The 24760-nt window shown below is 70.7% G+C and carries 25 protein-coding genes and 1 pseudogene; 16 read left to right on the forward strand and 10 right to left on the reverse strand.

The window, feature by feature from the left end:
* The first annotated feature begins 17 nt into the window (after positions 1-17).
* Positions 18-683 (forward strand): helix-turn-helix transcriptional regulator, encoded by a 666-nt coding sequence (locus tag WBG79_RS06690; protein WP_337356329.1) that lies wholly within the window; start codon positions 18-20, stop codon positions 681-683.
* A 490-nt stretch (positions 684-1173) separates the two neighbouring features.
* Here WBG79_RS06690 and WBG79_RS06695 read toward each other — a convergent pair whose 3' ends face one another.
* Together WBG79_RS06695 and WBG79_RS06700 are read right to left on the reverse strand one after the other, a co-directional pair.
* On the reverse strand, positions 1174-1584 hold the full coding sequence (locus tag WBG79_RS06695) for a DUF4332 domain-containing protein (protein WP_337356330.1): 411 nt from the start codon (positions 1582-1584) through the stop codon (positions 1174-1176).
* A 63-nt stretch (positions 1585-1647) separates the two neighbouring features.
* On the reverse strand, positions 1648-2106 hold the full coding sequence (locus WBG79_RS06700; RefSeq protein ID WP_337356331.1) for a DUF2780 domain-containing protein: 459 nt from the start codon (positions 2104-2106) through the stop codon (positions 1648-1650).
* Between the two features lie 134 nt (positions 2107-2240).
* Between WBG79_RS06700 and WBG79_RS06705 the strand changes: the two genes are divergently transcribed.
* Positions 2241-3767, forward strand: coding sequence for a helicase HerA-like domain-containing protein (locus WBG79_RS06705; RefSeq protein ID WP_337356332.1), 1527 nt, complete (start codon positions 2241-2243; stop codon positions 3765-3767).
* Positions 3768-3954: 187 nt separating this feature from the next.
* Positions 3955-5346: a M20/M25/M40 family metallo-hydrolase gene (locus WBG79_RS06710; protein WP_337356333.1), complete on the forward strand. Its 1392-nt coding sequence runs from the start codon at positions 3955-3957 to the stop codon at positions 5344-5346.
* Positions 5347-5432: 86 nt separating this feature from the next.
* On the opposite strand, the gene WBG79_RS06715 is transcribed toward WBG79_RS06710, so the two are convergent.
* The gene (locus WBG79_RS06715; protein WP_337356334.1) at positions 5433-6137 is read right to left on the reverse strand and encodes a hypothetical protein; all 705 of its coding nucleotides are present in this window, start codon (positions 6135-6137) and stop codon (positions 5433-5435) included.
* A gap of 191 nt (positions 6138-6328) precedes the next feature.
* Between WBG79_RS06715 and WBG79_RS06720 the strand changes: the two genes are divergently transcribed.
* Positions 6329-7168 (forward strand): ABC transporter ATP-binding protein, encoded by an 840-nt coding sequence (locus tag WBG79_RS06720; RefSeq protein WP_337356335.1) that lies wholly within the window; start codon positions 6329-6331, stop codon positions 7166-7168.
* Positions 7168-7962: an ABC transporter permease gene (locus WBG79_RS06725; protein ID WP_337356336.1), complete on the forward strand. Its 795-nt coding sequence runs from the start codon at positions 7168-7170 to the stop codon at positions 7960-7962. Before WBG79_RS06720 ends, WBG79_RS06725 begins: the two co-directional genes overlap by 1 nt.
* A gap of 13 nt (positions 7963-7975) precedes the next feature.
* Here WBG79_RS06725 and WBG79_RS06730 read toward each other — a convergent pair whose 3' ends face one another.
* Positions 7976-8638, reverse strand: coding sequence for a haloacid dehalogenase type II (locus WBG79_RS06730; protein WP_337356337.1), 663 nt, complete (start codon positions 8636-8638; stop codon positions 7976-7978).
* Between the two features lie 177 nt (positions 8639-8815).
* Between WBG79_RS06730 and WBG79_RS06735 the strand changes: the two genes are divergently transcribed.
* Positions 8816-9676: a branched-chain amino acid aminotransferase gene (locus WBG79_RS06735; protein ID WP_337356338.1), complete on the forward strand. Its 861-nt coding sequence runs from the start codon at positions 8816-8818 to the stop codon at positions 9674-9676.
* Here the strand turns inward: WBG79_RS06735 and WBG79_RS06740 are convergent.
* Positions 9652-10413: a thermonuclease family protein gene (locus tag WBG79_RS06740; protein WP_337356339.1), complete on the reverse strand. Its 762-nt coding sequence runs from the start codon at positions 10411-10413 to the stop codon at positions 9652-9654. The genes WBG79_RS06735 and WBG79_RS06740 overlap by 25 nt on opposite strands.
* A gap of 238 nt (positions 10414-10651) precedes the next feature.
* Here WBG79_RS06740 and WBG79_RS06745 point away from each other — a divergent pair, with 238 nt between their 5' ends.
* From WBG79_RS06745 to WBG79_RS06760, 4 genes are all read left to right on the forward strand, one after another.
* Entirely contained in the window at positions 10652-11251 is a 600-nt protein-coding gene (locus tag WBG79_RS06745) for a superoxide dismutase (RefSeq protein WP_337356340.1), read from the forward strand.
* A gap of 135 nt (positions 11252-11386) precedes the next feature.
* Complete coding sequence (locus tag WBG79_RS06750; RefSeq protein WP_337356341.1) at positions 11387-11995, forward strand: response regulator; 609 nt, start codon at positions 11387-11389, stop codon at positions 11993-11995.
* A gap of 73 nt (positions 11996-12068) precedes the next feature.
* The gene (locus tag WBG79_RS06755) at positions 12069-12734 is read left to right on the forward strand and encodes a Crp/Fnr family transcriptional regulator (protein WP_337356342.1); all 666 of its coding nucleotides are present in this window, start codon (positions 12069-12071) and stop codon (positions 12732-12734) included.
* Between the two features lie 144 nt (positions 12735-12878).
* On the forward strand, positions 12879-13085 hold the full coding sequence (locus tag WBG79_RS06760; protein WP_337356343.1) for a YgaP family membrane protein: 207 nt from the start codon (positions 12879-12881) through the stop codon (positions 13083-13085).
* A gap of 378 nt (positions 13086-13463) precedes the next feature.
* Here the strand turns inward: WBG79_RS06760 and WBG79_RS06765 are convergent, their stop codons facing one another.
* Positions 13464-15566, reverse strand: coding sequence for a S9 family peptidase (locus WBG79_RS06765; RefSeq protein ID WP_337356344.1), 2103 nt, complete (start codon positions 15564-15566; stop codon positions 13464-13466).
* A gap of 524 nt (positions 15567-16090) precedes the next feature.
* Here WBG79_RS06765 and WBG79_RS06770 point away from each other — a divergent pair.
* Positions 16091-16510, forward strand: a complete 420-nt coding sequence (locus WBG79_RS06770; RefSeq protein ID WP_337356345.1) for a MucR family transcriptional regulator — start codon at positions 16091-16093, stop codon at positions 16508-16510.
* A 383-nt stretch (positions 16511-16893) separates the two neighbouring features.
* Here the strand turns inward: WBG79_RS06770 and WBG79_RS06775 are convergent, their stop codons facing one another.
* Positions 16894-17220, reverse strand: a complete 327-nt coding sequence (locus WBG79_RS06775) for a DUF6477 family protein (protein ID WP_337356346.1) — start codon at positions 17218-17220, stop codon at positions 16894-16896.
* A gap of 186 nt (positions 17221-17406) precedes the next feature.
* Between WBG79_RS06775 and WBG79_RS06780 the strand changes: the two genes are divergently transcribed.
* Positions 17407-17787 carry a helix-turn-helix domain-containing protein gene (locus WBG79_RS06780; protein ID WP_337356347.1) on the forward strand — a complete coding sequence of 127 codons (381 nt, stop codon included), beginning with the start codon at positions 17407-17409 and terminating at the stop codon, positions 17785-17787.
* Positions 17788-17936: 149 nt separating this feature from the next.
* Positions 17937-18608: pseudogene (locus WBG79_RS06785) on the forward strand (DUF6456 domain-containing protein).
* Between the two features lie 7 nt (positions 18609-18615).
* On the opposite strand, the gene WBG79_RS06790 reads toward WBG79_RS06785, so the two are convergent.
* Together WBG79_RS06790 and WBG79_RS06795 are read right to left on the reverse strand one after the other, a co-directional pair.
* Complete coding sequence (locus tag WBG79_RS06790; protein WP_337356348.1) at positions 18616-19041, reverse strand: SufE family protein; 426 nt, start codon at positions 19039-19041, stop codon at positions 18616-18618.
* Between the two features lie 246 nt (positions 19042-19287).
* Positions 19288-19755 carry a DUF5330 domain-containing protein gene (locus WBG79_RS06795; protein ID WP_337356349.1) on the reverse strand — a complete coding sequence of 156 codons (468 nt, stop codon included), beginning with the start codon at positions 19753-19755 and terminating at the stop codon, positions 19288-19290.
* A gap of 333 nt (positions 19756-20088) precedes the next feature.
* Here WBG79_RS06795 and WBG79_RS06800 point away from each other — a divergent pair, with 333 nt between their 5' ends.
* The 3 genes from WBG79_RS06800 (at position 20089) to WBG79_RS06810 (ending at position 23386) form a co-directional block, all read left to right on the forward strand.
* Positions 20089-21915 (forward strand): sensor histidine kinase, encoded by a 1827-nt coding sequence (locus WBG79_RS06800; RefSeq protein ID WP_337356350.1) that lies wholly within the window; start codon positions 20089-20091, stop codon positions 21913-21915.
* A complete protein-coding gene (locus tag WBG79_RS06805; protein ID WP_337356351.1) occupies positions 21912-22901 on the forward strand; it encodes a peptidoglycan-binding domain-containing protein in 990 nt (329 codons plus the stop codon). The genes WBG79_RS06800 and WBG79_RS06805 overlap by 4 nt, the downstream gene beginning before the upstream one ends.
* 104 nt (positions 22902-23005) lie before the next feature.
* Complete coding sequence (locus WBG79_RS06810) at positions 23006-23386, forward strand: DUF1491 family protein (RefSeq protein ID WP_337356352.1); 381 nt, start codon at positions 23006-23008, stop codon at positions 23384-23386.
* Between the two features lie 24 nt (positions 23387-23410).
* Here the strand turns inward: WBG79_RS06810 and WBG79_RS06815 are convergent, their stop codons facing one another.
* Positions 23411-24505 (reverse strand): DUF2336 domain-containing protein, encoded by a 1095-nt coding sequence (locus WBG79_RS06815; RefSeq protein WP_337356353.1) that lies wholly within the window; start codon positions 24503-24505, stop codon positions 23411-23413.
* Between the last annotated feature and the right edge of the window lie 255 nt (positions 24506-24760).

Below are 24760 nucleotides of genomic sequence, written 5' to 3' on the forward strand. Positions count from 1 at the left end.
GCGAGTCGGACAGGGTATTGGACCTGCTGGAACGCAGGCTCCGGCAGTTCGGCGCGACCCATGTGGTGCTCACCGGCCTCCCGCTGCCCCATCGTCCGGTGAACAAGCTCATTCTTCGGATATCCTGGCCCGATCTGCGCAACGACGGCTATCTGCTCGGACTCGAGTCGGGCGACGCCGTGCTGACACGGTGCCTGGCTGCGCGCCGCTCCTTCGTCATCCGCGGGGGGCTCGTCATCGACGACGACTCGGAAGGGACCGGCAGGCCGAATCGAATCGGTCCCTCCGAACTGATCGACGCGGCCGGCTCCGCCGCCACCGTCGTCGCGATCCCGATCCACGACCTTCACCCCTTCCAGGGCTGCATCGTCATCGCCGGTCCGGCGATCGAACTCACGGCGGTCGAGCGCATGGCCCTGGAGTATTATTGCGTGGCCGCCTTCAAGCGCCTGCAGGTTACCGGGCGCATCAACGGAGGCCGTCCGGGCGACCTGTCGGAGCGCGAGCGGCGGGTCCTCGAACTGACCGCCATCGGCAAGACGGCCAGCGAGATCGCCGAACTGCTCGAGATCTCCCAGCGGACCGTCCACGCCCACCTTCAGAACGCGAGCGAGAAGCTCAACGCCTCCAACAAGACGCATACGGTCGTCGAGGCGCTCCGCTACGGCCAGATCGCCATCTGATAGCCGGCTCACGAAATCTCAATCCCTTGCAGGGTCTGAGTGTCTGCCCTGTCCGGGCGTGCCCCGGGCATCCAGGACGGGCGTTCGGTCTTGGTGAAGTGGGGCGCCGGTACAAGCCCGGCGATGACAGATCCGAAAGTCGGGACCTTCGCGGGTCCGGTATGACGTCTACCGTTCCCGAACGCGTCGGGACTCTCGTCTCACGACGGCGGCCGACCGCGGCGGGCCGGCGCAACTGGTTATCTCCAGCCGAAGGCACAATCGCCCGGCATGCCCCGCGGCTTTTCGCGTTGGGCCATCTCCGAGCCGATCCCGATCTATCCGGTGTTTCGTCCGAGCGCGCGGACGGCACGCTCCTCTTCGCGACGGACCTTTCCGCCGCGACGTCGCGACCGCCGCGCCGCCAACTCTCGCCGCAGGCTCGACCGCTGCCTCGCCCCTGCGGGCGTCCGGGCGGTTGGCGGTCCGCCCGGAGGAACAACCGACAGCTTCAGTAGGTCATCATGGCCGGCAGGGACTTGGCCTGCTCGACCCAGTCGGCGACCTGCTTGGCGCTGGGCACCAGCCGGACGAGCTTCTTCGCCTCGTTCACCTCGACCATCTTGGCATGCAGGTTCTCGGGCTTGCGGGTCTTGAGTTCCTTGACCGTGTCCACGCCGGCGGCCTCGAGCAGCTCGGAATACTCCTCGGCCACGCCCTTGATCCGCATCAGGTCGCACATGTTGGCCCATTTCAGGATGCGGCTCTCGTCGATGCCGGTCTCGGCGGCGACGGTCTTGCGCCCCTTGGGATCCTTGGCGCGATCGAGCAGCGTCCCGGTGTTGGTGATTCCCGCGGTCTTCAGCTTCTCCGCGTAGGCCGGACCCACGCCCTCGATGCTCGCAATCGGATAGCTCGACATCGACATTCTCCCTCTCAGCCGAATCGGCGGAGGCTCCCGGCTCCGCTCGCCTATAACGTGCCGTCAACCGGCGAATTGCGCCAGTCCCGGGATCGACCCGAGCACCGCGTCCACCGGCGCGTCCCCGGCCCGCTCCCGCGCGAAGGCGATCACCTCGCGGGTCACCCCCTGCACCTGATCCATGTCCAGGCCCGCGTCCGTGAGCATCGTGAAGGCCGCCATGACGCCGCCCATCCCGCCGCCGACGAGGCCGCCGAGCAGCCCCCCGATCGTCGACAGCATCCCGCCGCGCCCGCCCTCCTCGGCGACCGCCGGCGCGGCCATCAGGGCGTCGGCCTCCGGGATCTTGGCGAGGATCTCGGCCATGACCTCCGGCGGCGCTTCCGCCCGCAGGAAGTTGAGGATGATCGAGACGGCGCGCGTCGCGGTGTCCTCGTCGAGCCCCACGCCGGTTCTGATCCGCTCGACGAGTTCCTGCACCGCACGCGACTCCGCTTCCATTTCGGCCGGGGTATGTGACATGGAGCGCGGGGCCGACTCAAGGTGCCCCGGCCACCGGCGTTTCCAGGGCCGTCCGGCTCCCCTATAAAGACCTCACGAGAGGGGCGGGCGCGCGTCGGCGGATGCGGCGGTCCCCAGCAGGCGAGGGATCGCGCATGGCGGCCGACGGCAAGATTTACCTGGGGCAGAGCGTCAAGCCCGAGTATCTGGAGTTGCGGCTCGCCAACCGGCACGGGCTCGTCACCGGAGCGACCGGCACCGGCAAGACGGTGTCGCTGCAGGTCATGGCCGAGGCCTTCTCGGAGGCCGGCGTCCCCGTCTTCGCGGCCGACATCAAGGGCGACCTGTCAGGCGTCGCTGCGCCCGGCGAGGCCAAGGACTGGGTGGTCAAGCGCTGCGAGCTGATCGGCCTCGCCGACTGGGAGCCGCGCAAGTACCCGGTCGTCTTCTGGGACCTCTTCGGCGAGCAGGGCCATCCGATTCGCGCCACCGTCACCGAGATGGGGCCGCTTCTGCTCGCCCGCCTGATGGGCCTCAACGAGACTCAGGAGGGCGTCCTCAACATCGCCTTCAAGCTCGCCGACGACGAGGGACTGCTGCTCCTCGACATGAAGGACCTGCGGGCGCTCCTCTCCCACGTGGCCGAGCGCGCCGGCGAGCTGACGACCGATTACGGCAACGTCTCCAAGGCGACCGTGGGCGCCATCCAGCGCCAGCTCCTCGTGCTCGAGCAGCAGGGCGGCGAGGCCTTCTTCGGCGAGCCCGCCCTCGCCATTGCCGACCTCATGCTGAAGGCGCCGGATGGCCGGGGCACCGTCAACGTCCTCGCCGCCGACAAGCTGATGGCGAACCCGCGCCTCTACGCCACCTTCCTGCTCTGGCTCCTCTCCGAGCTCTTCGAGGAACTGCCGGAGGTGGGCGACCTCGACAAGCCCAAGCTCGTCTTCTTCTTCGACGAGGCGCACCTGCTGTTCGACGAGGCGCCGCCGGTCCTGATCGACAAGGTCGAGCAGGTCGTCCGCCTGATCCGCTCCAAGGGCGTCGGGGTCTATTTCGTCACCCAGAACCCGCTCGACGTGCCCGACAAGGTCTCGGCCCAGCTCGGCAACCGCATCCAGCACGCGCTCCGCGCCTTCACGCCCCGCGAGCAGAAGGCCGTGCGCGCCGCTGCGGAGACTTTTCGACAGAACCCGAAGATCGACACGGCCCAGGCCATCACCGAACTCGGCGTCGGCGAGGCCCTGGTCTCCACGCTGGAGGGCCGCGGCACGCCCTCGATGGTCGAGCGCACCTTCATCCGCCCGCCCTCCGCGCGCGTCGGGCCTCTGAACCCGACCGAGCGCGCCACCGTGGTCAACACCGGGCCGCTCGCCGGCAAGTACGACGACGTCGTCGACCGCGTCTCCGCCTACGAGAAGCTGCGCGGCAAGGCGGAGGCCGGCGCCGGCCCGACCGCCTCCGCCGGCCCGGGCGGCGGCGGCCTCCTCGGCGGCATCCTGGACGGCATCTTCAACACGGGAGGCGGCGGCACCCCGGCGCCGCGGTCCGGCGGCCGCCAGCGCGACACCCTGGCCGAATCGGTCATCAAGTCCGCCGCCCGCTCCGCCGCCTCCTCGGCCGGCCGCCAGATCACCCAGGCGATCGTCCGCGGCGTCCTCGGCGGGTTGTTCAAGGGGCGTTAGGCAAGCGCGCGGTCAGGGGACGCCGAAGCGGGCCGAAGAACGGAAGAATTGGCCCGATGGATTGCACGGCGTCCCTCCGACTGACTAGGCTCGAAAGCCAGGATACCCATTGGAGGCCGACGGATGCCGAAAAGGCAACCGTGGTCGACTTTACATGATGTGAACATTTTCAGAGGTGACTCCCCGCATGAACACCGAATCCGTCCTCGCCCGCATCGATGCCGATTTCGAGGCCTCCCTGTCGCGGCTCTTCGACCTCGTGAAGATCCCCTCGATCTCCACCGACCCGGCCTTTTCGGGCGAGGTCCGCCGCGCCGCCGAATGGTGCCGGGCCGAGCTCGCCGCGATCGGCTTCGAGGCCTCGGTGCGCCCCACGCCCGGCCACCCGATGGTGGTCGCGCACTGGACCGGCAAGGTGGAGCGCGAGGGGCCGCACGTGCTGTTCTACGGCCACTACGACGTGCAGCCCGTCGACCCGCTGTCGTTGTGGGAGACACCGCCCTTCGAGCCGCGCATCGCCGAGAAGCCGGACGGCACGCGCATGATCGTCGGCCGCGGCGCCGCCGACGACAAGGGCCAGCTCCTCACCTTCCTGGAGGCCGCCCGCGCCACCGTGGCCGAGACCGGGGCGCTGCCCTGCCGGGTGACCGTCCTGCTCGAGGGCGAGGAGGAGTCCGGCTCGCCCTCGCTCGCCGGCTTCCTGGACGCCAACAGGGCCGAACTCGCCCGCGACCTTGCGCTCGTCTGCGACACCAACATGTGGAACCCCTCGACCCCGGCCATCACCGCCACCCTGCGCGGCCTGGTCGGCGAAGAGGTCGTCGTCCAGTGCGCCGACCGGGACCTGCATTCCGGCCTCTTCGGCGGGCCCGCCGCCAACCCGATCCGGATCCTGGCCCGCATTCTCGCCGGGCTTCACGACGACGCCGGAAGGGTCACGCTGCCGGGCTTCTACGACGGCGTCGCCGACCTGCCGGCCGACGTGGCCGCCCAGTGGAACGCCCTCGGGCTCACGGCGGAGAGCTTCCTCGGCCCGGTCGGGCTGTCCACGCCCGCCGGCGAGAAGGGGCGCTCCGTGCTCGAGCAGGTCTGGGCGCGGCCGACCTGCGAGTTCAACGGGATCGTCGGAGGCTATACGGGCGAGGGCTTCAAGACGGTGCTGCCTGCCCGGGCCTCCGCCAAGGTCTCGTTCCGCCTCGTGGTCGGCCAGGACCCGGCGCGGATCCGCGACGGTTTCCGCGCCTATGTCCGGTCCTGCCTGCCCCCGGACGCCAAGGTCGAATTCCACCCGCACGGCGGCAGCCCTGGCCTTGCCCTGAGCTTCGACAGCCCGGCCCTGGCCCGCGCCCGCGAGGCGCTCACCGCCGAATGGGGCAAGCCCGCCGTCCTGATCGGCGGCGGCGGCTCGATCCCGGTCGTCGGCAACTTCAAGCGCCAGCTCGGCATGGAAAGCCTGATGATCGGCTTCGGCCTCGACGACGACCGCATCCATTCGCCGAACGAGAAGTACGACGTCACCTCCTACCACAAGGGCATCCGCTCCTGGGCACGGGTCCTGGACTCGCTGGCGCGGGCCTGAAGGCGGGAAACAGCGGCCGCCCCCGGGGAGCGGCCGCGCCTGCATGGGATCGGGTGCCGGGGACTCGCCGCGGCGCCCCGACCCGATCAGATCGATTGCGACAGATGCAGCGCCAGATCGACGAAGGCCTCCTTGCGCGGATGCAGCTCGTCGTGCCATCGGCCCTTGACCATGCCCCTGAAGTCGACGTGGACGAGCTTCGGCCAGTAGCGGCGCAGGTCCGCCAGCCTCTCGTTGAAGTGGTCGATCATGTACTTCACGAGCGCGTCTTGCAGCTTGGGATGGTACTCGTCGATTCCCTGCATCGCCATCGGCTCCCCGATCCAGCCGAGCTTCATCGGCTTGGCGTAGTCGTAGCCGTGGACGATGACGGTCACGTCCCGGAATTCGGGACGGTCGTAGACGTCGTGCAGAATCAGCTTGTAAGTGTCCATGACATCGTCGAGGGCCTTGTAGAACCCGGGCTTGAAATAGTCCTCCGTCTTCCTGCCCTTTTCGTAGAGCCGCAGGAAAGTCTGCAGGCGGCCTTCGCCGAGAAGGTCGTTGCCGCCTCCGCCCAGGAGGAAATGCTTGGCGCCCGTGTCGCGCAGCGCCCTCCGGTAGTCCTTGATCCGCCAGATCTCCGCGATGGTGTCGCCCCAGTAGGCGATGTTCTCGACCGGGTAGCCGAGATCCTCCAGTCCGCGGCCCAGGTCGTAGCCGGTTCCGCCGACGATGGGCAGCGACTTGGCCCCGAAATTGGGCAGGCGCTCCCACGAATCTCCTTCGATCACGATCAGAGGTTTAGACATGAAGTATCTCCCGTTCAGCAATTGCAGATCGCAACGGAAGGTGACGACGCAACCAGAAATATAGATCCCCCGTCGCGCTGCACACCTGAGATTTTACCGGGCGCGACCAGACGTCAAGTCCGGGGGGCTGCCGACGCATGGCGGGCGCCCGCGCGAGTGCGTATAAGACCTCTGCGAGCCAGGAGAGAGACATGGCGACTGTCGTCCCCTTGAAGGCGGCCGATCGGCCGCAAGGTGCCCGGCCCGCCATCCGGCTGACGGACGTGCGCGTCGAGTTCCGGATGAAGGGCAAGCCGGCCTTCAAGGCGGTCGCGCCGACGAGCTTCGCGGTGGCCGAGAACGAGTTCGTCGCCATCGTGGGCCCGACCGGCTGCGGCAAGTCCACGCTTCTCAACGCCGTCGCGGGCCTGTTGAAGCCGGCCGGTGGCGCGGTCGAGGTCTTCGGCAAGCCGCTCGCGGGCCTCAACCCCGAGGCCGGCTATCTCTTCCAGCAGGACGCCGTCATGCCGTGGAAGACCGCGCTCGACAACGTCGCGCTCGGGCTGGAGATCCGCGGCGTCGCTCGCGCGGAGGCGCTCGCCGAAGCGAAGTCCTGGCTGACCCGGGTCGGGCTCGCCCGCTTCCTCGACCGCTATCCCCACGAGCTCTCGGGCGGTCAGCGCAAGCGCGTCGGCCTGGCGCAGGTTCTGATCCGCCACCCCAAGATCCTGCTCATGGACGAGCCCTTCGGCCCCCTCGACGCCCAGACCCGCCAGATCATGGGCAGCCTGCTCCTCGACCTCTGGGCTGCCGACCGCAAGGCCGTGCTCTTCGTCACCCACGACCTCGAGGAGGCGATCGCGCTCTCCGACCGGGTGCTCATCATGTCCGCCGGCCCCGAGGCGCGCGTGATCGGCGACCACCGGATCGATCTCGCCCGCCCCCGCGACGCCGCCGACATCCGCACGGATCCGCGGTTCCATCAGATCCACAAGGCGATCTGGTCCGAGCTCAAGGCCGAAGTCGTGAAGACCTACGGGGAGAACGCCTGATGACCCGAGAGAAGCTGCAACTCCTCGGCCTCCAGGTCCTGGTCGGCCTCGCCGGGCTCCTCGTCTGGCACGTCGGCTCCACGGTGAAGATCGGCGGCGTCCATCTCCTGCCGCCCTTCTTCTTCTCCACCCCGCTCGACGTGATCGGCCGGGTCTACACGATGTTCGCCTCCGGCAAGATCTGGGGCCACCTCTACATCACGCTCCTGGAGACCATCCTGGCCTTCGCCATCGGCGCGCTCGGCGGCATCATGGTCGGCTTCTGGTTCGCCCGGAAGCCGCTCGTCGCGGCCGTCTTCGACCCCTACCTCAAGATGGTCAACGCCCTGCCGCGCGTGGTCCTGGCCCCGATCTTCATGCTCTGGCTCGGCCTCGGCATCTGGTCCAAGGTGGCGCTCGGCGTCACGCTGGTCTTCTTCATCGTGTTCTTCAACGTCTACCAGGGCGTCAAGGAGGTGAGCCCGGTGGTGCTGTCGAACGCGCGCATGATGGGCATGTCGGAGCGCCAGCTCTTCCGGCATGTCTACTGGCCCTCGGCGCTGTCCTGGATGTTCTCCTCGCTCCACACCTCGGTCGGCTTCGCGCTGGTCGGCGCGGTGGTGGGCGAATATCTCGGCTCCTCGGCCGGCCTCGGCTACCTGATCCACCAGGCCGAGGGCGTCTTCGACACCACGGGTGTCTTCGCCGGCATGGTCGTGCTGGCCATCTTCGTCCTGGCGGTCGACTGGGTCGTCACGATCGTCGAGAACCGCCTCCTCGTCTGGCGCCCGCAGAGCGCCGCCGCGACCGCCTGACGGCGCCCCGCCCTCAGCCGAGCGCCAGCAGCCCGCCGAGGTTCGGCAGCACCGCGGCCGGCTTGAACTCGGCATACTCGTCCGGCAGCCCGTTGCGGTTCACCCACACGGTGCGGAACCCGAAGGCGGCCGCGCCCGCCGCGTCCCACCGGTTCGACGACTGGAACGACACCGCCTCGGGGAAGACCCGGTAGCGCGTCGTGATCAGGTCGTAGACTCGCGGATCGGGCTTGTAGACCCGGATCTCGTCGACCGAGACGACGTCGTCGAAGAGATCGCCGATCCCCGCCGACTGGCAGGCGGCGGCCAGCATCTTGGGCGAGCCGTTCGACAGGATCGCGAGCCGCGCCCCGCGCATCTTGAGCTGCTTCAGGAGCTCGGGCACTTCCGCATAGGTGTCGCAGGTCCAGTAGGCGTCGAGCAGCGCGGCGCGCGTCGCGCGGTTGGCGGTCGGGACCCGCTGCAGGGCATAGTCGAGCGCCTCCTCGGTCAGCGACCAGAAGTCGCGGTAGCGGCCCATCATGGTCAGCAGCCAGGAATATTCCAGCTGCTTGGCCCGCCAGAGCTCGGACAGGAACTGCGCCTCCGGCCCGACCTCGGCCGCATGCTTGCGCACCGCGGCGTGCACGTCGAACAGCGTCCCGTAGGCGTCGAACACGAAGGTGGAATAGGCCATCGCCGGAAAGTCCTGTGATTTTGCACTGCAGAATGACCCATCCCCGACCGGAAGGGAACCCGTTCCCGGCGAAGCGCCGCGGTACCCCTGGCCGGAAATCCCACTTCCCCTCCGCGCGCCGCTGGGGTCGAATGCACCGACCGCTTCGCGGCAACGAACAAGACGACGGAGGACGCCATGGCCGGCCCGCAATTCTCCCGCACCTGGACCTGGCTCGACGGCCAGTGGCTGGAAGGCAACCCGGGCATCATGGGCCCGCGCACCCATGCCGCCTGGCTCGGCTCCTGCGTCTTCGACGGCGCCCGCGCCTTCGAGGGCGTCGCCCCCGACCTCGATCGCCACTGCCGCCGGGTGAACGCCTCCGCGACCGCCCTCGGCCTGAAGCCGACCATGGCCGCCGAGGCGATCGAGGAACTGGCGCGCGAGGGCATGGCGCTCTTCGACGACGAGGCGGCGCTCTACATCCGGCCGATGTATTGGGCCGAGGAGGGCGGCTACATGGCGGTCCCGGCCGACCCGGAGTCGACCCGCTTCTGCCTTTGCCTCTACGAGACGCCCATGCCGGCCCCGACCGGCTTCACGGTCACGCTCTCCCGCTTCCGCCGTCCGACCCGCGAGACCATGCCGCTCGACGCCAAGGCCGGCTGCCTCTATCCGAACAACGCCCGCGCCCTGATGGAGGCCCGCAACAAGGGCTACGACAACGCGGTCGTCCTGGACATGCTCGGCAACGTGGCCGAACTCGCCACCGCCAACCTGTTCCACGTCAAGGACGGCGTGGTCCACACGCCGGCCCCGAACGGCACGTTCCTGAACGGCATCACCCGCCAGCGCACGATCGACCTCCTGCGCGGTGCCGGCGTGACGGTCGTCGAGGCGATGGTCTCCTACCAGGACCTGCTCGAGGCCGACGAACTCTTCTCCACCGGCAACTACTCCAAGGTCGTGCCGATCGTCGGCATCGACGGCCGCTCCCTGCAGCCCGGCCCGCTGTACCAGACCGCCCGCCGCCTCTACTGGGACTTCGCCCACGGCTGATCGCCGTCCGCCCCGGGCGGCTCGACCGTGCGTGTCGGATCGCCGCCCCGCGGACCCTCCGGCGGGCGCACCAGCCCGTCGCGCTTGTCGTCGGGCAGGTCCATCAGCCGCCAGCCCCCGTTCCACGCGCCGGCCACGGCCTCGCGCGCCTGCTCGGCGATCGCCTGGTAGGTTCCGCCGAGGCCCGGCTCGGGAAGGGCGAGGCCGGCGCGGATCTGGTGCGCGGCGATGTCCGTGCCGTTGACGAAGCACTGCGCCACGAGCGTGCCGTCGCCCGCGGTGCCGAGCGGGTGGCAGGTCACCGGGCTGGACCGGATCAGGTTGGCGAGCGAGGCCCGCCCCATGAGGCCGCAGGCGAACCGCAGCCCGTCCGCCCCGAAGCAGACGTCGCCCCGCCGCACCCCCTTGGCGAGGCCGAGCCGGATCCGCCGCTCGCCGGCCCGGAACGTCATGGAATCGACGATCTCGTAAGGCGCCGACAGGGTGAAAGGCGCCAGGAAGGCGCGATCCGTCTCCTCCGGCTCCGAAAGGACGTCGAAGGCGGCCGTCGACCAAGCGGAGGCCGGGACCCTGGCCGCCGGCCTCGGGTCCGGGCGGGCCGGGCGCGGCTCGCTGCCGATCACCACGCGCGGCGCTGGCATGCGGTTGTCGCCGAGCCGCCAGACCAGGACGGCGCCGATCGCAAGGACCACCGCGACCGTCCCGATGGCGACCCGCCTGGCCGAGCGCGCGCGCAACGCGGCCGTTTCGGCTTCGATCGTCCTCGGGATCTCTCTCGCCTGCTCTGTCACGGGTCCGTCGGTCGGCAAGGGGTCCGGGCGTGCTCCCGGGGCAACGTCCTATCCCGGCCCGGTGCCGCTGTCACGGGTGGTTGCCGGTCCGGGCGGCGGGGCCTATGTTCCACCGCGACACGGCGATTTCGCGGCGGCCCGCCTTCCGGTCCGGCCGACGCGCCCCACGAGAAGGAGCTCTCCCATGGCGTTCGAACTTCCCCCGCTCCCCTATGCGTACGATGCGCTCGGCCCCTACATGTCGAAGGAGACGCTCGAGTATCATCACGATAAGCACCATCAGGCCTATGTCACCAACGGCAACAACCTGCTGAAGGACTCCGGCCTGGAAGGCAAGTCGCTGGAGGAGGTCGTCAAGGAGAGCTACGGCAAGAATGCCGGCCTCTTCAACAACGCCGGCCAGCACTACAACCACATCCACTTCTGGAAGTGGATGAAGCCGAACGGCGGCGGCAAGAGCCTGCCCGGCAAGTTGCAGTCGAAGATCGACTCCGATCTCGGCGGCTACGACAAGTTCCGCACCGACTTCATCCAGGCCGGCGTGACGCAGTTCGGCTCCGGCTGGGCCTGGCTGGCGCTGAAGGACGGCAAGTTCGTCATCACCAAGACCCCGAACGGCGAGAACCCGCTGGTCCATGGCGGCGTGCCGCTGCTCGGCGTCGACGTGTGGGAACATTCCTACTACATCGACTACCGCAACCTGCGTCCGAAGTACCTGGAGGCCTTCGTCGACAGCCTCGTCAACTGGGACTACGTCCTGGAGCTCTACGAAGCCGCGGCCTGACCCCGGCCCCACCGCACGACCCGGCGGCCGTCCCGAAGGGGGCGGCCGTTTCCGTCTGGCGACCCGTGGGTTCGCCTGACGTAAAGGAACGGCTTCTTTACAAGTCCGCTCCAGTGTGGCGCCAGAGTGCCGCCCATGCCGACCCACCTCGACTTCTCCGCCTACCGCGTCCTCGTCATGGACGACAACCGGAACTTCCAGAACATGCTGCGCACCATGCTGCGCACGTTCGGGTTCCGCCGCGTGGACGTCCTCTCCGAGGCCGCCAAGGTGCTCCTTCACCTGGAGCAGAACGCGATCGACCTCGTCTTCCTGGATCTCGTCATGACCGGGACCGGCGGATCGCGCGAGAGCGGCCTCGATCTCATCGACGACATCCGCCACGACGGCTCCCTCGCCAATCCGATGATGCCGATCGTGCTGGTCACCGGCCATGCCAGCCGTCCGGTGGTCGAGCGCGCCATGTCGTCGGGTGCCGACTACGTCCTGGCCAAGCCGGTGAGCCCCCGGACCGTGCAGGCCGCCGTCACCGCCATGCTCGGCCGCAACCTCGGCTACGTGCGCGGCAGGAACGGCTACTTCGGGCCGGACCTGGAGGCCGTCCGGCGACGACTGAAGGGCGTTGCGGACGTATCGCTGCGTCGCCGGAAGGGACCCGCCCCGGGGCCGGCCCAGCCGGTGCGCACGCAATTGCCGGGCATGAACGTTCCCCGGCGCATGGACGATGTCAGCTTCCTCGATTGACGACGTGCGGCCCGACGACTTGGGTCGGTACACCGATGCCGCTATCGTGCCGGCAGGGCGGGGGAGATGCGCGATGGCCGACGGAACCTGGATGCGCGGCTTCGAGGGACTGCAGGACCTCGCGCCCGAGGACGCGGCCGCACTCGCCCGTCAGGTCCAGGCTGTGACGCTCGCCGCCGGCACGGTCGTGTTCCGCCCCGGCTCGCCCTGCACGGCCTATCTGCTCGTGGTGGACGGGTCCGTCCGCGTCCAGATGACGGCCGACACGGGCCGGGAGATCGTGCTCTACCGGGTGCGGGCGGGCGAAAGCTGCGTGCTGACCACATCCTGCCTGCTCGGCGGCGCGCTCTACGCGGCCGAGGGAATCGTCGAGACCGCCACCGCCGCCGTCGCGCTGCCGCTCGGAGCCTTCCAGGGTCTGGTGGCGCGGTCGGAGCCGTTCCGCCGATTCGTCTTCCACAATTTCGGCCGGCGCCTCGCCGACCTGCTGGCCACCATGCAGGACGCGGTCTTCCACCGGCTCGACGGGCGCCTCGCCCGCATTCTGCTCGACCGCGCGGAGGGCGGCGCCGTCGAGGCGACGCACCACGTCCTGGCGGTCGAGCTCGGCTCCGCCCGGGAGGTGGTCAGCCGTCAGCTCAAGGCGTTCGAGCGCGACGGCCTCGTCCGTCTCCAGCGCGGCGAGGTCCGTATCGTCGACCGGGCGGGCCTCCAGGCCGTGGCCGAGCGCGAAAGCTGAGCGCTCCCGCGCACCGGCTCCCTCCGCACGATTACGCATGAGGGGCGCCAGGGTGACCAAATCACCGACCCGCGCCCGCGTCCGCGCTTGAATGCATCATCGGATCGGTCCAGCCCGGGCCGGCTGCAACGAGGAGTGACGGACATGACGGCCAATGTCGGCGGAATGGACAAGATGCTGCGGATCGTGGTGGGCCTCGCCCTGCTGGCCTTCGCGCTCTTCGGCCCGGCCACGATCACCTGGAAGTGGGTCGGCTTCATCGGCATCATGCCGATCCTGACGGCCCTGATGGGCTGGTGCCCGGCCTACACCCTGGTCGGCGTGAACACCTGCCCGACCCGCAAGGCCTGACGACGGGGCCTCGCGCCCGGCGGCCGCCCGCCGTTCAAGGGGGCGTCCTGGTCTTCCGCCCCGCGGTCGAACATCGTGGCGAAGCCGACCGGGACGAGCCCCCGGGGGCCGGAGGGCCTTCCCGGTAAGCCCCCGAATTTGAGGCACCCCCTCTCCCCCGCATCCCCGGCCGGAGCGAAGCGGAGAGCCGGGGTCCAGCGCCGTCCACCGGCCGCAGCGCTGCGGATCGTCGCCCGCGCTGGATCCCGGATCTGCGGCGCGTGCCGCGCCTTGTCCGGGAATGCGGTGGAAGGGATGAGGGTCGAATGAGCCCCCGACCTTGAGGCACCCCCCACTCCCCCGCATCCCCGGCGGGAGCGCCGCGCGGATCCGGGAGGCTCAGGTCCCTGCCTTGCCGACCGCCAGAAGGGCGAAGGCCTGGATCAGCGCGACCTCCTTGAGCCTGTCGAACCGTCCCGCCGCGCCGCCGTGGCCGGCGTCCATGTTGGTCTTCAGGATCAGCAGGCTGTCGTTCGTCTTCGTCGCGCGCAGCCGGGCGACCCACTTGGCGGGCTCCCAGTAGGTGACGCGCGGATCGGTGAGGCCGCCGAGCGCCAGGATGGCGGGATAGGGCTTGGCCTCGACGTTGTCGTAGGGCGAATAGCTCCGGATCCGGTCGAAGGCCTCGGGGTCCTCGATCGGATTGCCCCATTCGGGCCATTCGGGCGGGGTGAGCGGTAGCGTGTCGTCCAGCATCGTGGCGAGCACGTCCACGAAGGGCACCTCCGCCACGATGGCCCCGAACAGGTCTGCGCTCCGGTTCGCGACGGCGCCCATCAGCATGCCGCCCGCCGAGCCGCCCTGGGCGACGATGCGGCCCTTGGCCGTGTAGCCGCGATCGACGAGCGCCCGCGCGGCCGCCGCGAAGTCGTCGAAGGTGTTGGTCTTGTATTCGCGCCGGCCGCGGGCGTACCAGCGGTAGCCCTTCTCCTTGCCGCCCCGGATATGCGCGATCGCGTAGACGAAGCCGCGGTCGACGAGCGACAGGGCGTTGGTCGAGAAGGCGGCCGGGATCGCGATGCCGTAGGCGCCGTAGCCGTAGAGCAGGCAGGGCGCCGACCCGTCGAGCGGCGTGTCGGCGCGGTAGAGCAGGGACACCGGCACCAGTTCCCCGTCGGCCGCCGGCGCCTGGATGCGGCGCGTCACGTAGGCCGCGGGGTCATGGCCGCTCGGCACCTCCTGCTCCTTGCGGAGCACCCTTGCGCGCGTCTCCATGTCGTAGTCGTAGACCCGCTGGGGTGTCGTCATCGAGGAATAGGTGAAGCGCAGCTCGTTCGTGTCGAACTCGTAGCCGCCCGACATGCCCAGCGAATAGGCTTCCTCCTCGAAGGCGATCGCGTGTTCGGCGCCGTCGGCCAGCCGCCGCACCACGATGCGCGGCAGCCCCTCCACGCGTTCGAGCCACACGAGGTGCCGCTTCAGAACGACATGCGAGATCATCAGCCGGCCGGGCACATGAGGCACGAGGTCGCGCCAGGTCTCCGGCCCGGACGCCGCCGCCGGCGCCGTCACGATTTTGAAGTCCTCGGCGCCGTCGCGGTTGGTCCGGATGTAGAGCGTGTCGCCGCCGTGGTCGACGTCGTACTCGACCGCCGTCTGCCGCGCCGCCACGAGCCGGGGCGCCGAGGTCGGCCGGTCGGCGTCGATCAGCCAGGCCTCGGACGTCTCGTGGTCGTGTGCGCCGATCAACACGAAGGCGTTCGATTGGGTCTTCGAGAGCCCGATGAAGAACCCGGGATCGGCTTCCTCGTAGACCACCGCGTCGTCGCTGCGCGGGGTGCCGACCACGTGCCGGAAAACTTTGGAAGGCCGGTGATTCTCGTCGAGCCAAACGTAGAAGAACGTGCGTCCGTCGTTCGCCCAGACGACTCCGCCCGATGTTTCCGGGATCTCGTCGGCGAGATCCGCCCCGCTCTCCAGGTCGATCAGGCGGACCGTGAAGAACTCGGAGCCCTTGTCGTCCGACGTCCAGGCCAGGAGCCTGTGGTCGGTCGAGTGCGCCGCGCCGGCGAGCCGGAAGTAGGCCTTGCCCTGCGCCCTCGCGTTGGCGTCGAGCAGGATCCGCTCCTCGCCGCCCTGGCGCGGCGTCCGCACCACCATCGGGTGCTGGGCCCCCTCGACGTAGCGGGTCGCATACGCGTAGGGCCCGTCCGCCGCCGGTACCGAGGAGTCGTCTTGCTTGATGCGCCCCTTCATCTCGGCGAAGAGCGTCTGCTGCAGGGCCGCCGTCGGGGCGAGCACCGCCTCCGCGTAGGCGTTCTCGGCCTCCAGGTAGGCGCGGATCTCCGGCGCCAGCACGGCCGGGTCGCGCATCACCTCCTGCCAGTTGTCCGCCCGGAGCCAGTGGTAGTCGTCGACGATCTCGCGCCCGTGGAAGCGCCTCGCCAGGGGCTTCGGGGCGGCGCGGGGAGGTGTGACGACTCCGGTTCCGTCGGCGGTCATGCGGGTCTGCTCCAGGACGATGCACCAAGCGGGCGGCCCGCCGGCTCGGCGGCAACCCGCCCTGACATAGGCGCCCGGGGCGGGGCGGGCAATCGCTTCGTTCAGGACTCCCTCGCGGAACCGCGCCGGTGTCCAGTCGAGCTACTTTCCGGCGCCTCGGCGGGCCGGCCGGCCGCGACGGCAGGCCGACCTGCGCGGATCGACGAGTGCCGCGCCCGGCCGGCCGGGCGCGGCGATGTCTTTTCCATATGCTTGCGATACAGCGGCGCGAGCCGAGGCCGACACCTGCAATCGACCGCTTTTTTGTGGTGACATCGCTCGAATGGCCGATTCTGACGGCCAGGACATCTTGTTTTTCTGCAAAAGAGGTCTTATACGAAGATCGAAACCGATCCGCCGGCCGATTCACTTTGGAGCGCCTCGGTTTGACGGAACGATAGCAAGCTCGGTTCAGCAAGATAGCTGGGGCGATGAAATCCAGGGCCGCACTCAACCGCCCGGGTTTCGGGTTCGATAGGTGAAAAATGAGCGACTCTTCTGCCAATTCCAATCTGATCGACTTGGCCGCCGATATCGTGTCGGCCTATGTCAGCAACAATACCGTGAATTCGACGGACCTTCCGAACCTGATCGGCGAGGTCTATGCCGCCCTGCAGAGGACCTCTTCGGGTGTCGCGCCCGAACCGCAGCCGGAGCCCCTGAAGCCTGCCGTGCCGGTGAAGAAGTCGGTCACCCCCGACTACATCATCTGTCTCGAGGACGGAAAGAAGTTCAAGTCGCTGAAGCGCCACCTGCGCACGCAGTACAACATGACCCCCGAGGAGTACCGCGAGAAGTGGGGCCTCCCGGCCGACTACCCGATGGTCGCCCCCAACTACGCGCAGGCCCGCTCGGACCTCGCCAAGAAGATGGGCCTCGGCCAGCAGCGTCGCCGCTCTCGCTGAGTCTTCCCGCCTTCCAAATCTTGCGAAAGCCGCCGCACGGCCCCGTGCGGCGGCTTTCGTCGTTCCGGAGCCGGCCCAGCCGGTCGCACCCGGAAGACGCCCCGGTTCGCACGCCAGAGCGGGTCCGATGAACTGCCGGCCGGCCTGGCCCGTCGCCCGCCGCCCGAAGCTCGTGGGCCGCAGCCTGCCGGCGATCGGCCGCCGCCCTGCACCTGTCGGCCCCTCTATGTGAATTCGGCCCCCGCCCTGTGTCCCCGGGCGAACGCACCGCCGCGGACGCCAGCTGTCGGCCCCGGTGCGATGCCGATCGAAGGGAACTCTAGGCCGTCGGGCAACGCCGGGGGCGAAGCGGCTCGCCCGCCTTCTGGACGAACCCCGCCGGTTCAGCGCAGAGGCCTCGCCCGCCGGCGCTCCGCCCTCTGGGCGTCCCGCTCGGCGCGGAAGGCCTGGAGCAGGCCGATATGCCGGTCGAGGCTGTAGGTCCAATGCCCGGCGCGGCCGCGGGCGCGCTCGCCCCGGAGCGCCCGCGCCAGCATGCGGATCACCCGGTCGCGCGCGTCCGCCTCCTTGGAGGCGATCAGCCCGGGATCGATCGGGATCAGCCGCGGCAGCATGACCTCGCGCCGGTAGAGCTCGGCCCCGCGCGCCACCATGATCCCGATCCCCGCCGAGACGGCAGTCCCCCGGAATTCCCGCTGACTTGCGATCATGACTGTCCTCCGCTCAAGGAGGATCAGCTTCGGTCCGCTGCGACAGGAGAGGACAAGTTTCCCACGATGCGAGCAGGTTTGGCAGGCATTCACCATAAGTAGCCCGAGTTATCCCCGCTCCGCGGCACCGTACAACAATGGAAAGGGAATAAGTTCCTAGTATGCACGGATCGGAGGTCACCCATTATGGCCACGTTCGAACATCGCGTCGGCACGGGCCCGGGCGGGCCGCGGCGCGCCGGATCGTCCACCCCGCTTCTCTGCCTCGTCGAGGCCGCCGTGACCGCCTCCTACGGCCTCCCGGCCCGCAGCCTGAGGCGGGCGACCCGAGGCTCCGCCCGCGTGGCGCTCGCCCGGCAGGTCGCCATGTATCTCTGCCATGTCCGGCTCGGCATGAGCCTGACCGACATCGGGTCCGCCTTCGGGCGCGACCGGACCACCGTGGCGCATGCCTGCCGCCTGATCGAGGATCGCCGCGACGACCCCTATACCGAGGCCGCCATCGGCGTGATCGAGGAGGCGATCGACGGCTTTCGCGACATCGTCCTCGCGGGCTGCGCGCCGTGACCCCGCCGCCCGTCCGCCACGCCGATCCGGCGACGAGCCGGGTCCTCGCCTTCCTGGGCCGCGGTCCCGCCGTGCGGGAGCCGGGCGCCGCCCCGGCCCTGCGGCGGATCGGCCCGGCCTCGATCGAACGCCTGCGCGTCGCCCGCGGGGTGCTCGAGGCGCTCGAGGGGGCCGGCCTGACGGCCCGCCTGCCGGGCGGCGAGATCGCCCTGACCCCGGCCGGACGCGCGGCCCTGGACGAGCCCGCCGACGCCGGCCGGCCCGACCGCCCGCTGGAGCGCGCCGCCGCCCGCACGCTGGATCCCCTCGACCCGTCCTCTCCCGTCGTCCTGGTCGACGAGGGCGAGAGCCCGCTCGCATGGCTGCGCCGACGGCGCGACCGGCATGGGGAGCCCTTCATCGGCGAGGCCGCCTTCGCGGCCGGCGAACGCCTGCGCCGGGATTTCACGCGCGGCGGCCTCATGCCCGGCCTCACCTCCAACTGGCGGCCGGGCTCGTCGGGCGGAGGGCGGCGGGGCGGCCCCGGCGATCTCGCCGACGCCGCCATCGCGGCCCGCGACCGCGTGTCCGGCGCCGTCCGCGCGGTCGGCCCGGACCTCGGCGGCCTGCTCCTCGACGTCTGCTGATTTCTGAAGGGGCTCGAAGCCGTGGAGACGGAGCGGCGCTGGCCCGCCCGCTCGGCCAAGGTGGTCCTGCGCATCGCCCTCGAACGCCTCGCCGTGCACTACGGTCTGGCGGAAGCCGCGCAGGGCCCGGCGAGCGCCGCCCTCCGGCACTGGGGAACGGAGGACTATCGCCCGCGGGTCGGAGCCGGATCTTGAGCGGCCGTCAGGCCGCGGCGGCGGCCCGCGCGTCCCGGCGGATCCGCTCCACCATGGAGTTGACCCCGTTCGAGCGTTGCGGGGTCAGGTGTTCCCGCAAGGAGAGCGCCCTGAAGACGGGCTCCGGGTCGAGGCCGGCGATCTCGGAGGCCGTGCGGCCGGAATAGAGCGCGACGATGATGGCGACGAGTCCCTTGACGATATGGGCGTCCGAATCGCCCCGGAAGTCGAGGATGGTCCGGCCCTCGGCGTCGCGGCCGATGCGCGTCTCCAGCCAGACCTGGCTCGCGCAGCCGCGCACCTTGTTGGCATCCGAGCGGGCCGCCTCCGGCAGGGGCTCGAGCGCACGGCCGAGCTCGATGAGGAAGCGGTAGCGCTCCTCCCAGTCGTCGATGAAGGCGAAGTCGGCCAGGATGTCGTCGATGCGCGCCACGAAGGATGCTCCGGATGCGGTCCGGTCCCCGATCCGCCGGCCGAGCCCGATATAGGGCGTCCGGCCGCCCGTGGGAATGCGGTCAGGCCGCATTCCAGCCGAGAGAAGCGGCGGCGCGAGGCCCGGCGTGAGAAAGCACCGCGGCCGGCGTGCATGGGGCACGCCGGCCGCGGCGGAGACCGGCGCAGGGGGTGGGCGCCGGGCGGCTTACGGTCCGGATGGGTCGCGACGGACCGGGGCCGCACTTCAGCTTGTCGTGACAGGCCGATCCGGCTTGGGTTTCGGCACGGGCACGACGATCTCCTTGGGTTCCGGCTTCGCCTTGACGGTCCCGGTCGCGATCGGGTCGCCGGCGATGGCGGCATGGGCGGTGGGCACCGGGGCGGCGCCGGCGGGGGGGACGGGCGCCGCCGGGGCGGGGGCCGGGGCTGAGGCCTGGCGGGTCGTCTCCGGGGCGAGCGTCGTGTAGACCCACTTGGCGGCCGTCCGGGCCTTGGCGTTGAAGCCGTCCGCAAGCGCCGAGCCCGTTTCGCAGGCGTCCGGGTTGCGCCCGCAGAAGCCGCGAAGGTCGTCGAGGGCGGCTTTCGCGAAGCTCAGCGTGGACAGCGCGGTCGCCTTCTGGGCGTCGCCCGAGCGGGCGATTTCATCTTGGTCGGCGGGAATGAGCAGGATCCCGATGCCGACCAGAAGCCCTGCGCGAATGAAAAATCCCATGAGCCCTCGTCCCCCGGCCCGATCCGGAGCTCCCGGCCCCGATGTCCGAGACACTAGCGCAAGCGCTTGAAAACACGGTTCGATCCGATCCGGACCTTTGAATCGAATTTGATGACAATTTGAACGATCGCCGCGCCGCACCCGAACCGGCCCGGTGTAAGGCTTGGTTAACGCTGATCGCAAAGTCAGCCGCCGCCGCAGCGGAACGCACCGGCCCGGACCCGGCGCAGGGGAGGCTTCCGGTCGATGCGCTTAGCCGTTCCTTAAACCCCGCCGTGACACGATCCCTCCGTCGGAGAGACCGACAGGGCCGCCTGCGGCCCCTGAGCTCTGGTGACGGTTTTGCGTAAGCTCGATCTCTTCCCGGCCTTCCGCCGGTTCATCGACGGTCTCGTCCATGCCTCGGCATCGGGCGATCCGATCGAGCTGCACCGGCACCGGTCCTTCATCGCCGTCAACCTGGTCGGCGGCCTGCTGGCCCTCGCCGCGCTGCCCATCCATCTGGTCGTCGTCGGTCCCACGGGGCTGGCCGAGGCGGGCTCCCTGCTCTGGCTCGCCGCCCCGGCGCCGATCGCGCTCGCCGTTTCGCAGACCGGCCGCCTCCAGCTCGGGCATCTCCTGCTGGCCGTCTCGATCGGGGCCCTCATCGCCTGGGTCGCGCTCTTCACCGGCGGCACGAAGTCCCTGGCCCTGATCTGGCTCGCCGTACTGCCCGTCGAGGCCGCGCTGTCGGGCTCGCGCCGGGTGGTCGAGGGCGTGCTGATGATCGGCCTCGCCGCCGTCGGCTGCGTGTCCCTCGCCGGCTCCATGGGGCTCCTGCCCACGCCGACCGAGCCCGCCAACGAGCGCCTCCTCTTCGCCCTCTCGGCCGCCGGAATCGCCTACATGGGCCTGCTCGCCTTTCGCCTGGACGCCCTGTCGCGGATTTCCAGCGAGGTCGCGCGCAATCGCGAAGCCCACTTCCGCCTGATGGCCGAGAACATCGGCGACATGGTCACCGGCCACGGCCCGAACGGCGACGTGATCTTCGTGTCGGCCGCCATCGAGCGGGTGATGGGCATGTCGCCCGGCGAGGCCCACGGTGACGGCCTGTTCCGGCGCGTGCACGTCGCCGACCGTCCGGCCTATCTGACCGCCATCCTGGACGCCGCCACCGTCGGCGGGGCGGGCACCGTCGAGTTCCGCGCCCGCGCCACCGCGCCGGACGGCAAGCCGCGCCACGTCTGGCTGGAGATGCGCTGCCGCCAGCTGAGCGAGGACGATCCGCTCGCCCGCGAGGCTCGCGTTTTTGCGGTGATGCGGGACGTCACCGAGCGCAAGACCCAGGAGGAGGAACTCCTGCGCGCCCGCGAGCAGGCCGAGATGGCCTCGGCCTCCAAGACCCGCTTCCTGGCGAACGTCAGCCACGAGCTGCGCACGCCCCTCAACGCCATCATCGGCTTCTCCGAGCTCCTGCGGACGGGCACGGTCGGAACGCTGCCGGATGCGCGCCAGCGCGAATACGTGCAGCTGATCCACGACTCCGGCTCGCACCTCCTGCAGGTCGTCAACGACATCCTGGACATGTCCAAGATCGAGTCCGGCGCCTTCGACATCTGCCCCGAGCCCTTCGACCTGCCCCAGCTTCTGGAGAACACCCGGCACATGATGGCCCATCAGGCCAACGAGCGCGGCCTCAGGATCAACGCGTCGATCGCCCCCGGCCTGCCCGAGGTCACGGCGGACCGGCGCGCCTGCCGCCAGATCCTCATCAACCTCCTGTCGAACGCGATCAAGTTCACCAACCCCGGCGGTTCCGTGACGCTGGGCGCCCGGCCGGAGGGCGACCGCGTCGCGATCTTTGTACGGGACACGGGCATCGGCATCTCGGAGCGCGACATCGCGCGGCTCGGCACCCCCTTCATGCAGGCCGACTCCGGCTATGACCGCAAGCACGAGGGAACCGGGCTGGGACTGTCGGTGGTCAAGGGTCTCGCGGCCCTGCACGGCGGCACCGTGGAGATCGAGAGCCGCCTGGGCGAGGGCACCTGCGTGACGGTGCGCATCCCCGTGGTGGCCGAGGCCGGCCACCTCGCCAAGTCGTCGCCGGTCCGGATCGTCCCGCTGACCGCCCCCGAGCGCGCCGCCGAGGCGCAGGAATCCAGGCAGAGGCGCGCATGAGCCGGGTCCAGGGTGCCGCATCCTACCAGTCCGCGCCGCGCGTCGGTGCGCCGGCCCGCCCCGGGCCCGCGCGCGGCGGCGACTCCACCATGCGCCGGCCGCCGGTGTCCGACCTCGAGGCACGGCTCGCTCTCGACCCGCCGGGCGGACTGCCGTACCGCATGGCCATGCTGGCGCTCCAGAATCCGGTCAAGTCCGGCGGCGTCCTGGTCTCCGCGCTCGCCGCGCTGATGATCGTCTCCAACGCGGTCGGCAGCCAGCCGCGCCGCCACCCCGCACCGCTTTTCGAGACGCGGCCCTTCGCGACCGCGCCGGCCCCCGGTCCGCGCACGCCCGACCGGTCCCAGGCCGGCGACGCCCCGGTGCGCCCGGCCACGCCCCCGCCGCCGCGGCCGGCGGCGAGCGCCGAGCCCCCGGTCCGCACCGCGGCCGCCCCGGAGCCCGCGCCCGCGGCCCCGCAGACCGCGGCGTCCGGCGCCAACCCCGCCGCGACCGCGAAGCCGAAGCCCCGGACCGAACCCTCCACCCTGGTCCACGACGTCCAGGTCGTCCTCAAGGACCGCGGCCTCTACACGGGGCCGCTCGACGGCATCGCCGGGCCCGCGACCGCGGATTCGATCCGGGTGCTGGAGCGCCAGCTCGGCCTGCAGCCGACCGGCGAGCCCAGCGAACGGCTGATCGCCGCCGTCCAGCCCCGCAGCCAGGCCCCGATCCCGGTACGGACCACGACGGTGATGCCGCCGCCCGCGCCCCTCGGCCGCTACAGCGGACCCGAGCCCCTCGCCGCGGGCGGCGACGAACGCCTGCAGAAGGTCCAGCGCGCCCTGCTGGCCACCGGGTTCGGCCCCGTCCGCACGGACGGCAAGATGGACGAGCGCACCCAGGACGCGATCCGCCGCTACGAGCTCGACCGCGGCTGGCCCGTGACCGGCAAGCTCTCCGACCGCCTGGTCCTCGACACCATGATGGCCGCCAACACCCGCTGAGGCGGGCAAAGGCGGCCGCCCGGGCGTCCGCAGCCGGTCCGCCGGGGCCTTCGGGCTTTACAGCCCCGCCCCCGCGCCATACCTCCGGGCACGGAGGATCCCGAATGCAGAGGCTCAAGTCCGGACTGTGGGTGGCCGCGTACATCCGCCGGCTCGCCCACGAGGGCGTCACCGCCGTCGTGCTCCGCCACGGGGCGGACGACGCCGGCGCCATCTTCGTGAAGGTCGCCCGGCTGGACGGGACGGCCGACCTCTACGGGCCGGCCCCGCAAGCCTTCTTCGACGCCGACGACAGCGGCGAGCGCCGCTTCGAGCGGATCTTCCAGGGTGTGCCGGAGTCCGACGCGGAGGCACGGATCGGGCGCGAGCGGGGCTTCGATCCCGATCTCTGGGCCGTGGAGGTGGAGGACCGGCACGGCCGGCATTTCCTCGAACTCGCCGGCGAGCCGCGCCCCGACCCCTTCGCGGGCCTGTTCCGCCGCTGACTCTCGGGGCCGTTCGGCGGCGGCTCAGCCCCGGCCGGACTTGCGGTCCCGCATCGCCGCGCGGCGGGGCGCCCGTTGGCGGGCCTCCGGCTCGCCGGTGTCCTGGAGCTGGCGGAGCGCCGTGCCCTTCCGGGCCGGACGGCCGCGCCAGTGATCGAGAAGCACCCCGGCCGTATCGGCGTCCAGGCTGCCGATGAGCAGCGTCAGGGCCCGGGTCTGCCAGTAGCTGCGCGAGGCGGCCCGATCGGCCAGGATGAGGAGCCCGGTCGCCGCGGCGGGCTCGAGGGCGAGCGCGGCCAGGCCGACCGCCAGGGCCTCGCCCGTCGGGTCCGCGCAGACGCGCGCCGCCAGGGGGGCGGGCAGGGCGAGGGCCTCGGCGACGAGCGCCTCGAACCCGGCGTGGTCCCGCGCCGCCAGGAGCTTGTGCGCCCGTGCCTCGAAACCGGACGGGGGCTCGTTCGGAGGTCTCGGGCGGGCCTTGAGCCGGCCCCGGGCGGCCTCGGCGGCGGCGGTCCGCAGCGCGATGGCGCGCCCGTCGGCGTCGAGGTCCAGAAAGGCTGCCATGGCGAGGTCGGCCGGCGCCTCCGGCCGGCGCGCCAGCCGGCGCAGGATCTCGGGCGACCCGGCCTCCCGCCGCAGGGCCTGCACCGCGCCCGGCTCCAGCACCACGCCGCGATTGTCCAGGAGGCGCGCCAGGACCTCCACGTCGCCGGTGTGGATCAGCGCCTCGACCACGCTCCCGTCGAGGCCGGGCCGGCCCGCCACGAGGGCGCGGATCTCCGGGCCGCTCCGCCCGACGATCCGGACCAGGTCCACCGGAGCGAGCGCCGGGCTCGTTCCGACGAAGCGCCCGGCGACGGCCGGCACGTCGAGCCCGATCGCGGCGGCGACGCGAACCGGCAGGTCGGGGCGCCCGGCGAGCCGGGCCGCCACCTCGGCGCGGTCCGCCTCCGGCGCGTCGGCCGAGATGGAGAGATAGAGCTCTTCGAACAGCGCCAGGTCGTCGCGGCGATGGGCCGGGTGGCTCAGGAACAGGTCCGCCAGCGCCCTCAGCAGCGTCGACGATCGATCCGCCTGACCGAGCGACGAGAAGCGCAGGAAGCCTTCGGACGGGAACATGGACAAGCCCGGACTCGAAACGCGGCACGGAAGGCGCCGCGGCCTTCGCCGCGGCCGGCACCCCGGCGCCGCTCCCCTTCGCGACGCCGCCCCGGAGCCCGGAAGACGGGTCTGGGTGGGCATCGAAGTCACAGGGGAACGGGCGCGAGATCCCGTAAGGGATCGTGCACCGAACTCGTTAAGGCTGCGTTAACCTCGAAAGGCGTCAGATCCGGTCGAAGGCGGTTCCGAACCGTCCGAGTGGTGAGGAATTCG

The sequence above is a fragment of the Prosthecomicrobium sp. N25 genome (assembly GCF_037203705.1).
Lineage (GTDB): Bacteria > Pseudomonadota > Alphaproteobacteria > Rhizobiales > Ancalomicrobiaceae > Prosthecodimorpha.

Bases quoted from the DNA above. Each gene is read 5' to 3' on its own strand.
- WBG79_RS06695 (WP_337356330.1), bottom strand. From the start codon at position 1,584: ATGTCGAGCTATCCGATTGCGAGCATCGAGGGCGTGGGTCCGGCCTAC.
- WBG79_RS06700 (WP_337356331.1), bottom strand. From the start codon at position 2,106: ATGTCACATACCCCGGCCGAAATGGAAGCGGAGTCGCGTGCGGTGCAG.
- WBG79_RS06705 (WP_337356332.1), top strand. From the start codon at position 2,241: ATGGCGGCCGACGGCAAGATTTACCTGGGGCAGAGCGTCAAGCCCGAG.
- WBG79_RS06710 (WP_337356333.1), top strand. From the start codon at position 3,955: ATGAACACCGAATCCGTCCTCGCCCGCATCGATGCCGATTTCGAGGCC.
- WBG79_RS06715 (WP_337356334.1), bottom strand. From the start codon at position 6,137: ATGTCTAAACCTCTGATCGTGATCGAAGGAGATTCGTGGGAGCGCCTG.
- WBG79_RS06720 (WP_337356335.1), top strand. From the start codon at position 6,329: ATGGCGACTGTCGTCCCCTTGAAGGCGGCCGATCGGCCGCAAGGTGCC.
- WBG79_RS06725 (WP_337356336.1), top strand. From the start codon at position 7,168: ATGACCCGAGAGAAGCTGCAACTCCTCGGCCTCCAGGTCCTGGTCGGC.
- WBG79_RS06730 (WP_337356337.1), bottom strand. From the start codon at position 8,638: ATGGCCTATTCCACCTTCGTGTTCGACGCCTACGGGACGCTGTTCGAC.
- WBG79_RS06735 (WP_337356338.1), top strand. From the start codon at position 8,816: ATGGCCGGCCCGCAATTCTCCCGCACCTGGACCTGGCTCGACGGCCAG.
- WBG79_RS06745 (WP_337356340.1), top strand. From the start codon at position 10,652: ATGGCGTTCGAACTTCCCCCGCTCCCCTATGCGTACGATGCGCTCGGC.
- WBG79_RS06750 (WP_337356341.1), top strand. From the start codon at position 11,387: ATGCCGACCCACCTCGACTTCTCCGCCTACCGCGTCCTCGTCATGGAC.
- WBG79_RS06755 (WP_337356342.1), top strand. From the start codon at position 12,069: ATGGCCGACGGAACCTGGATGCGCGGCTTCGAGGGACTGCAGGACCTC.
- WBG79_RS06760 (WP_337356343.1), top strand. From the start codon at position 12,879: ATGACGGCCAATGTCGGCGGAATGGACAAGATGCTGCGGATCGTGGTG.
- WBG79_RS06765 (WP_337356344.1), bottom strand. From the start codon at position 15,566: ATGACCGCCGACGGAACCGGAGTCGTCACACCTCCCCGCGCCGCCCCG.
- WBG79_RS06770 (WP_337356345.1), top strand. From the start codon at position 16,091: ATGAGCGACTCTTCTGCCAATTCCAATCTGATCGACTTGGCCGCCGAT.
- WBG79_RS06775 (WP_337356346.1), bottom strand. From the start codon at position 17,220: ATGATCGCAAGTCAGCGGGAATTCCGGGGGACTGCCGTCTCGGCGGGG.
- WBG79_RS06780 (WP_337356347.1), top strand. From the start codon at position 17,407: ATGGCCACGTTCGAACATCGCGTCGGCACGGGCCCGGGCGGGCCGCGG.
- WBG79_RS06795 (WP_337356349.1), bottom strand. From the start codon at position 19,755: ATGGGATTTTTCATTCGCGCAGGGCTTCTGGTCGGCATCGGGATCCTG.
- WBG79_RS06805 (WP_337356351.1), top strand. From the start codon at position 21,912: ATGAGCCGGGTCCAGGGTGCCGCATCCTACCAGTCCGCGCCGCGCGTC.
- WBG79_RS06810 (WP_337356352.1), top strand. From the start codon at position 23,006: ATGCAGAGGCTCAAGTCCGGACTGTGGGTGGCCGCGTACATCCGCCGG.
- WBG79_RS06815 (WP_337356353.1), bottom strand. From the start codon at position 24,505: ATGTTCCCGTCCGAAGGCTTCCTGCGCTTCTCGTCGCTCGGTCAGGCG.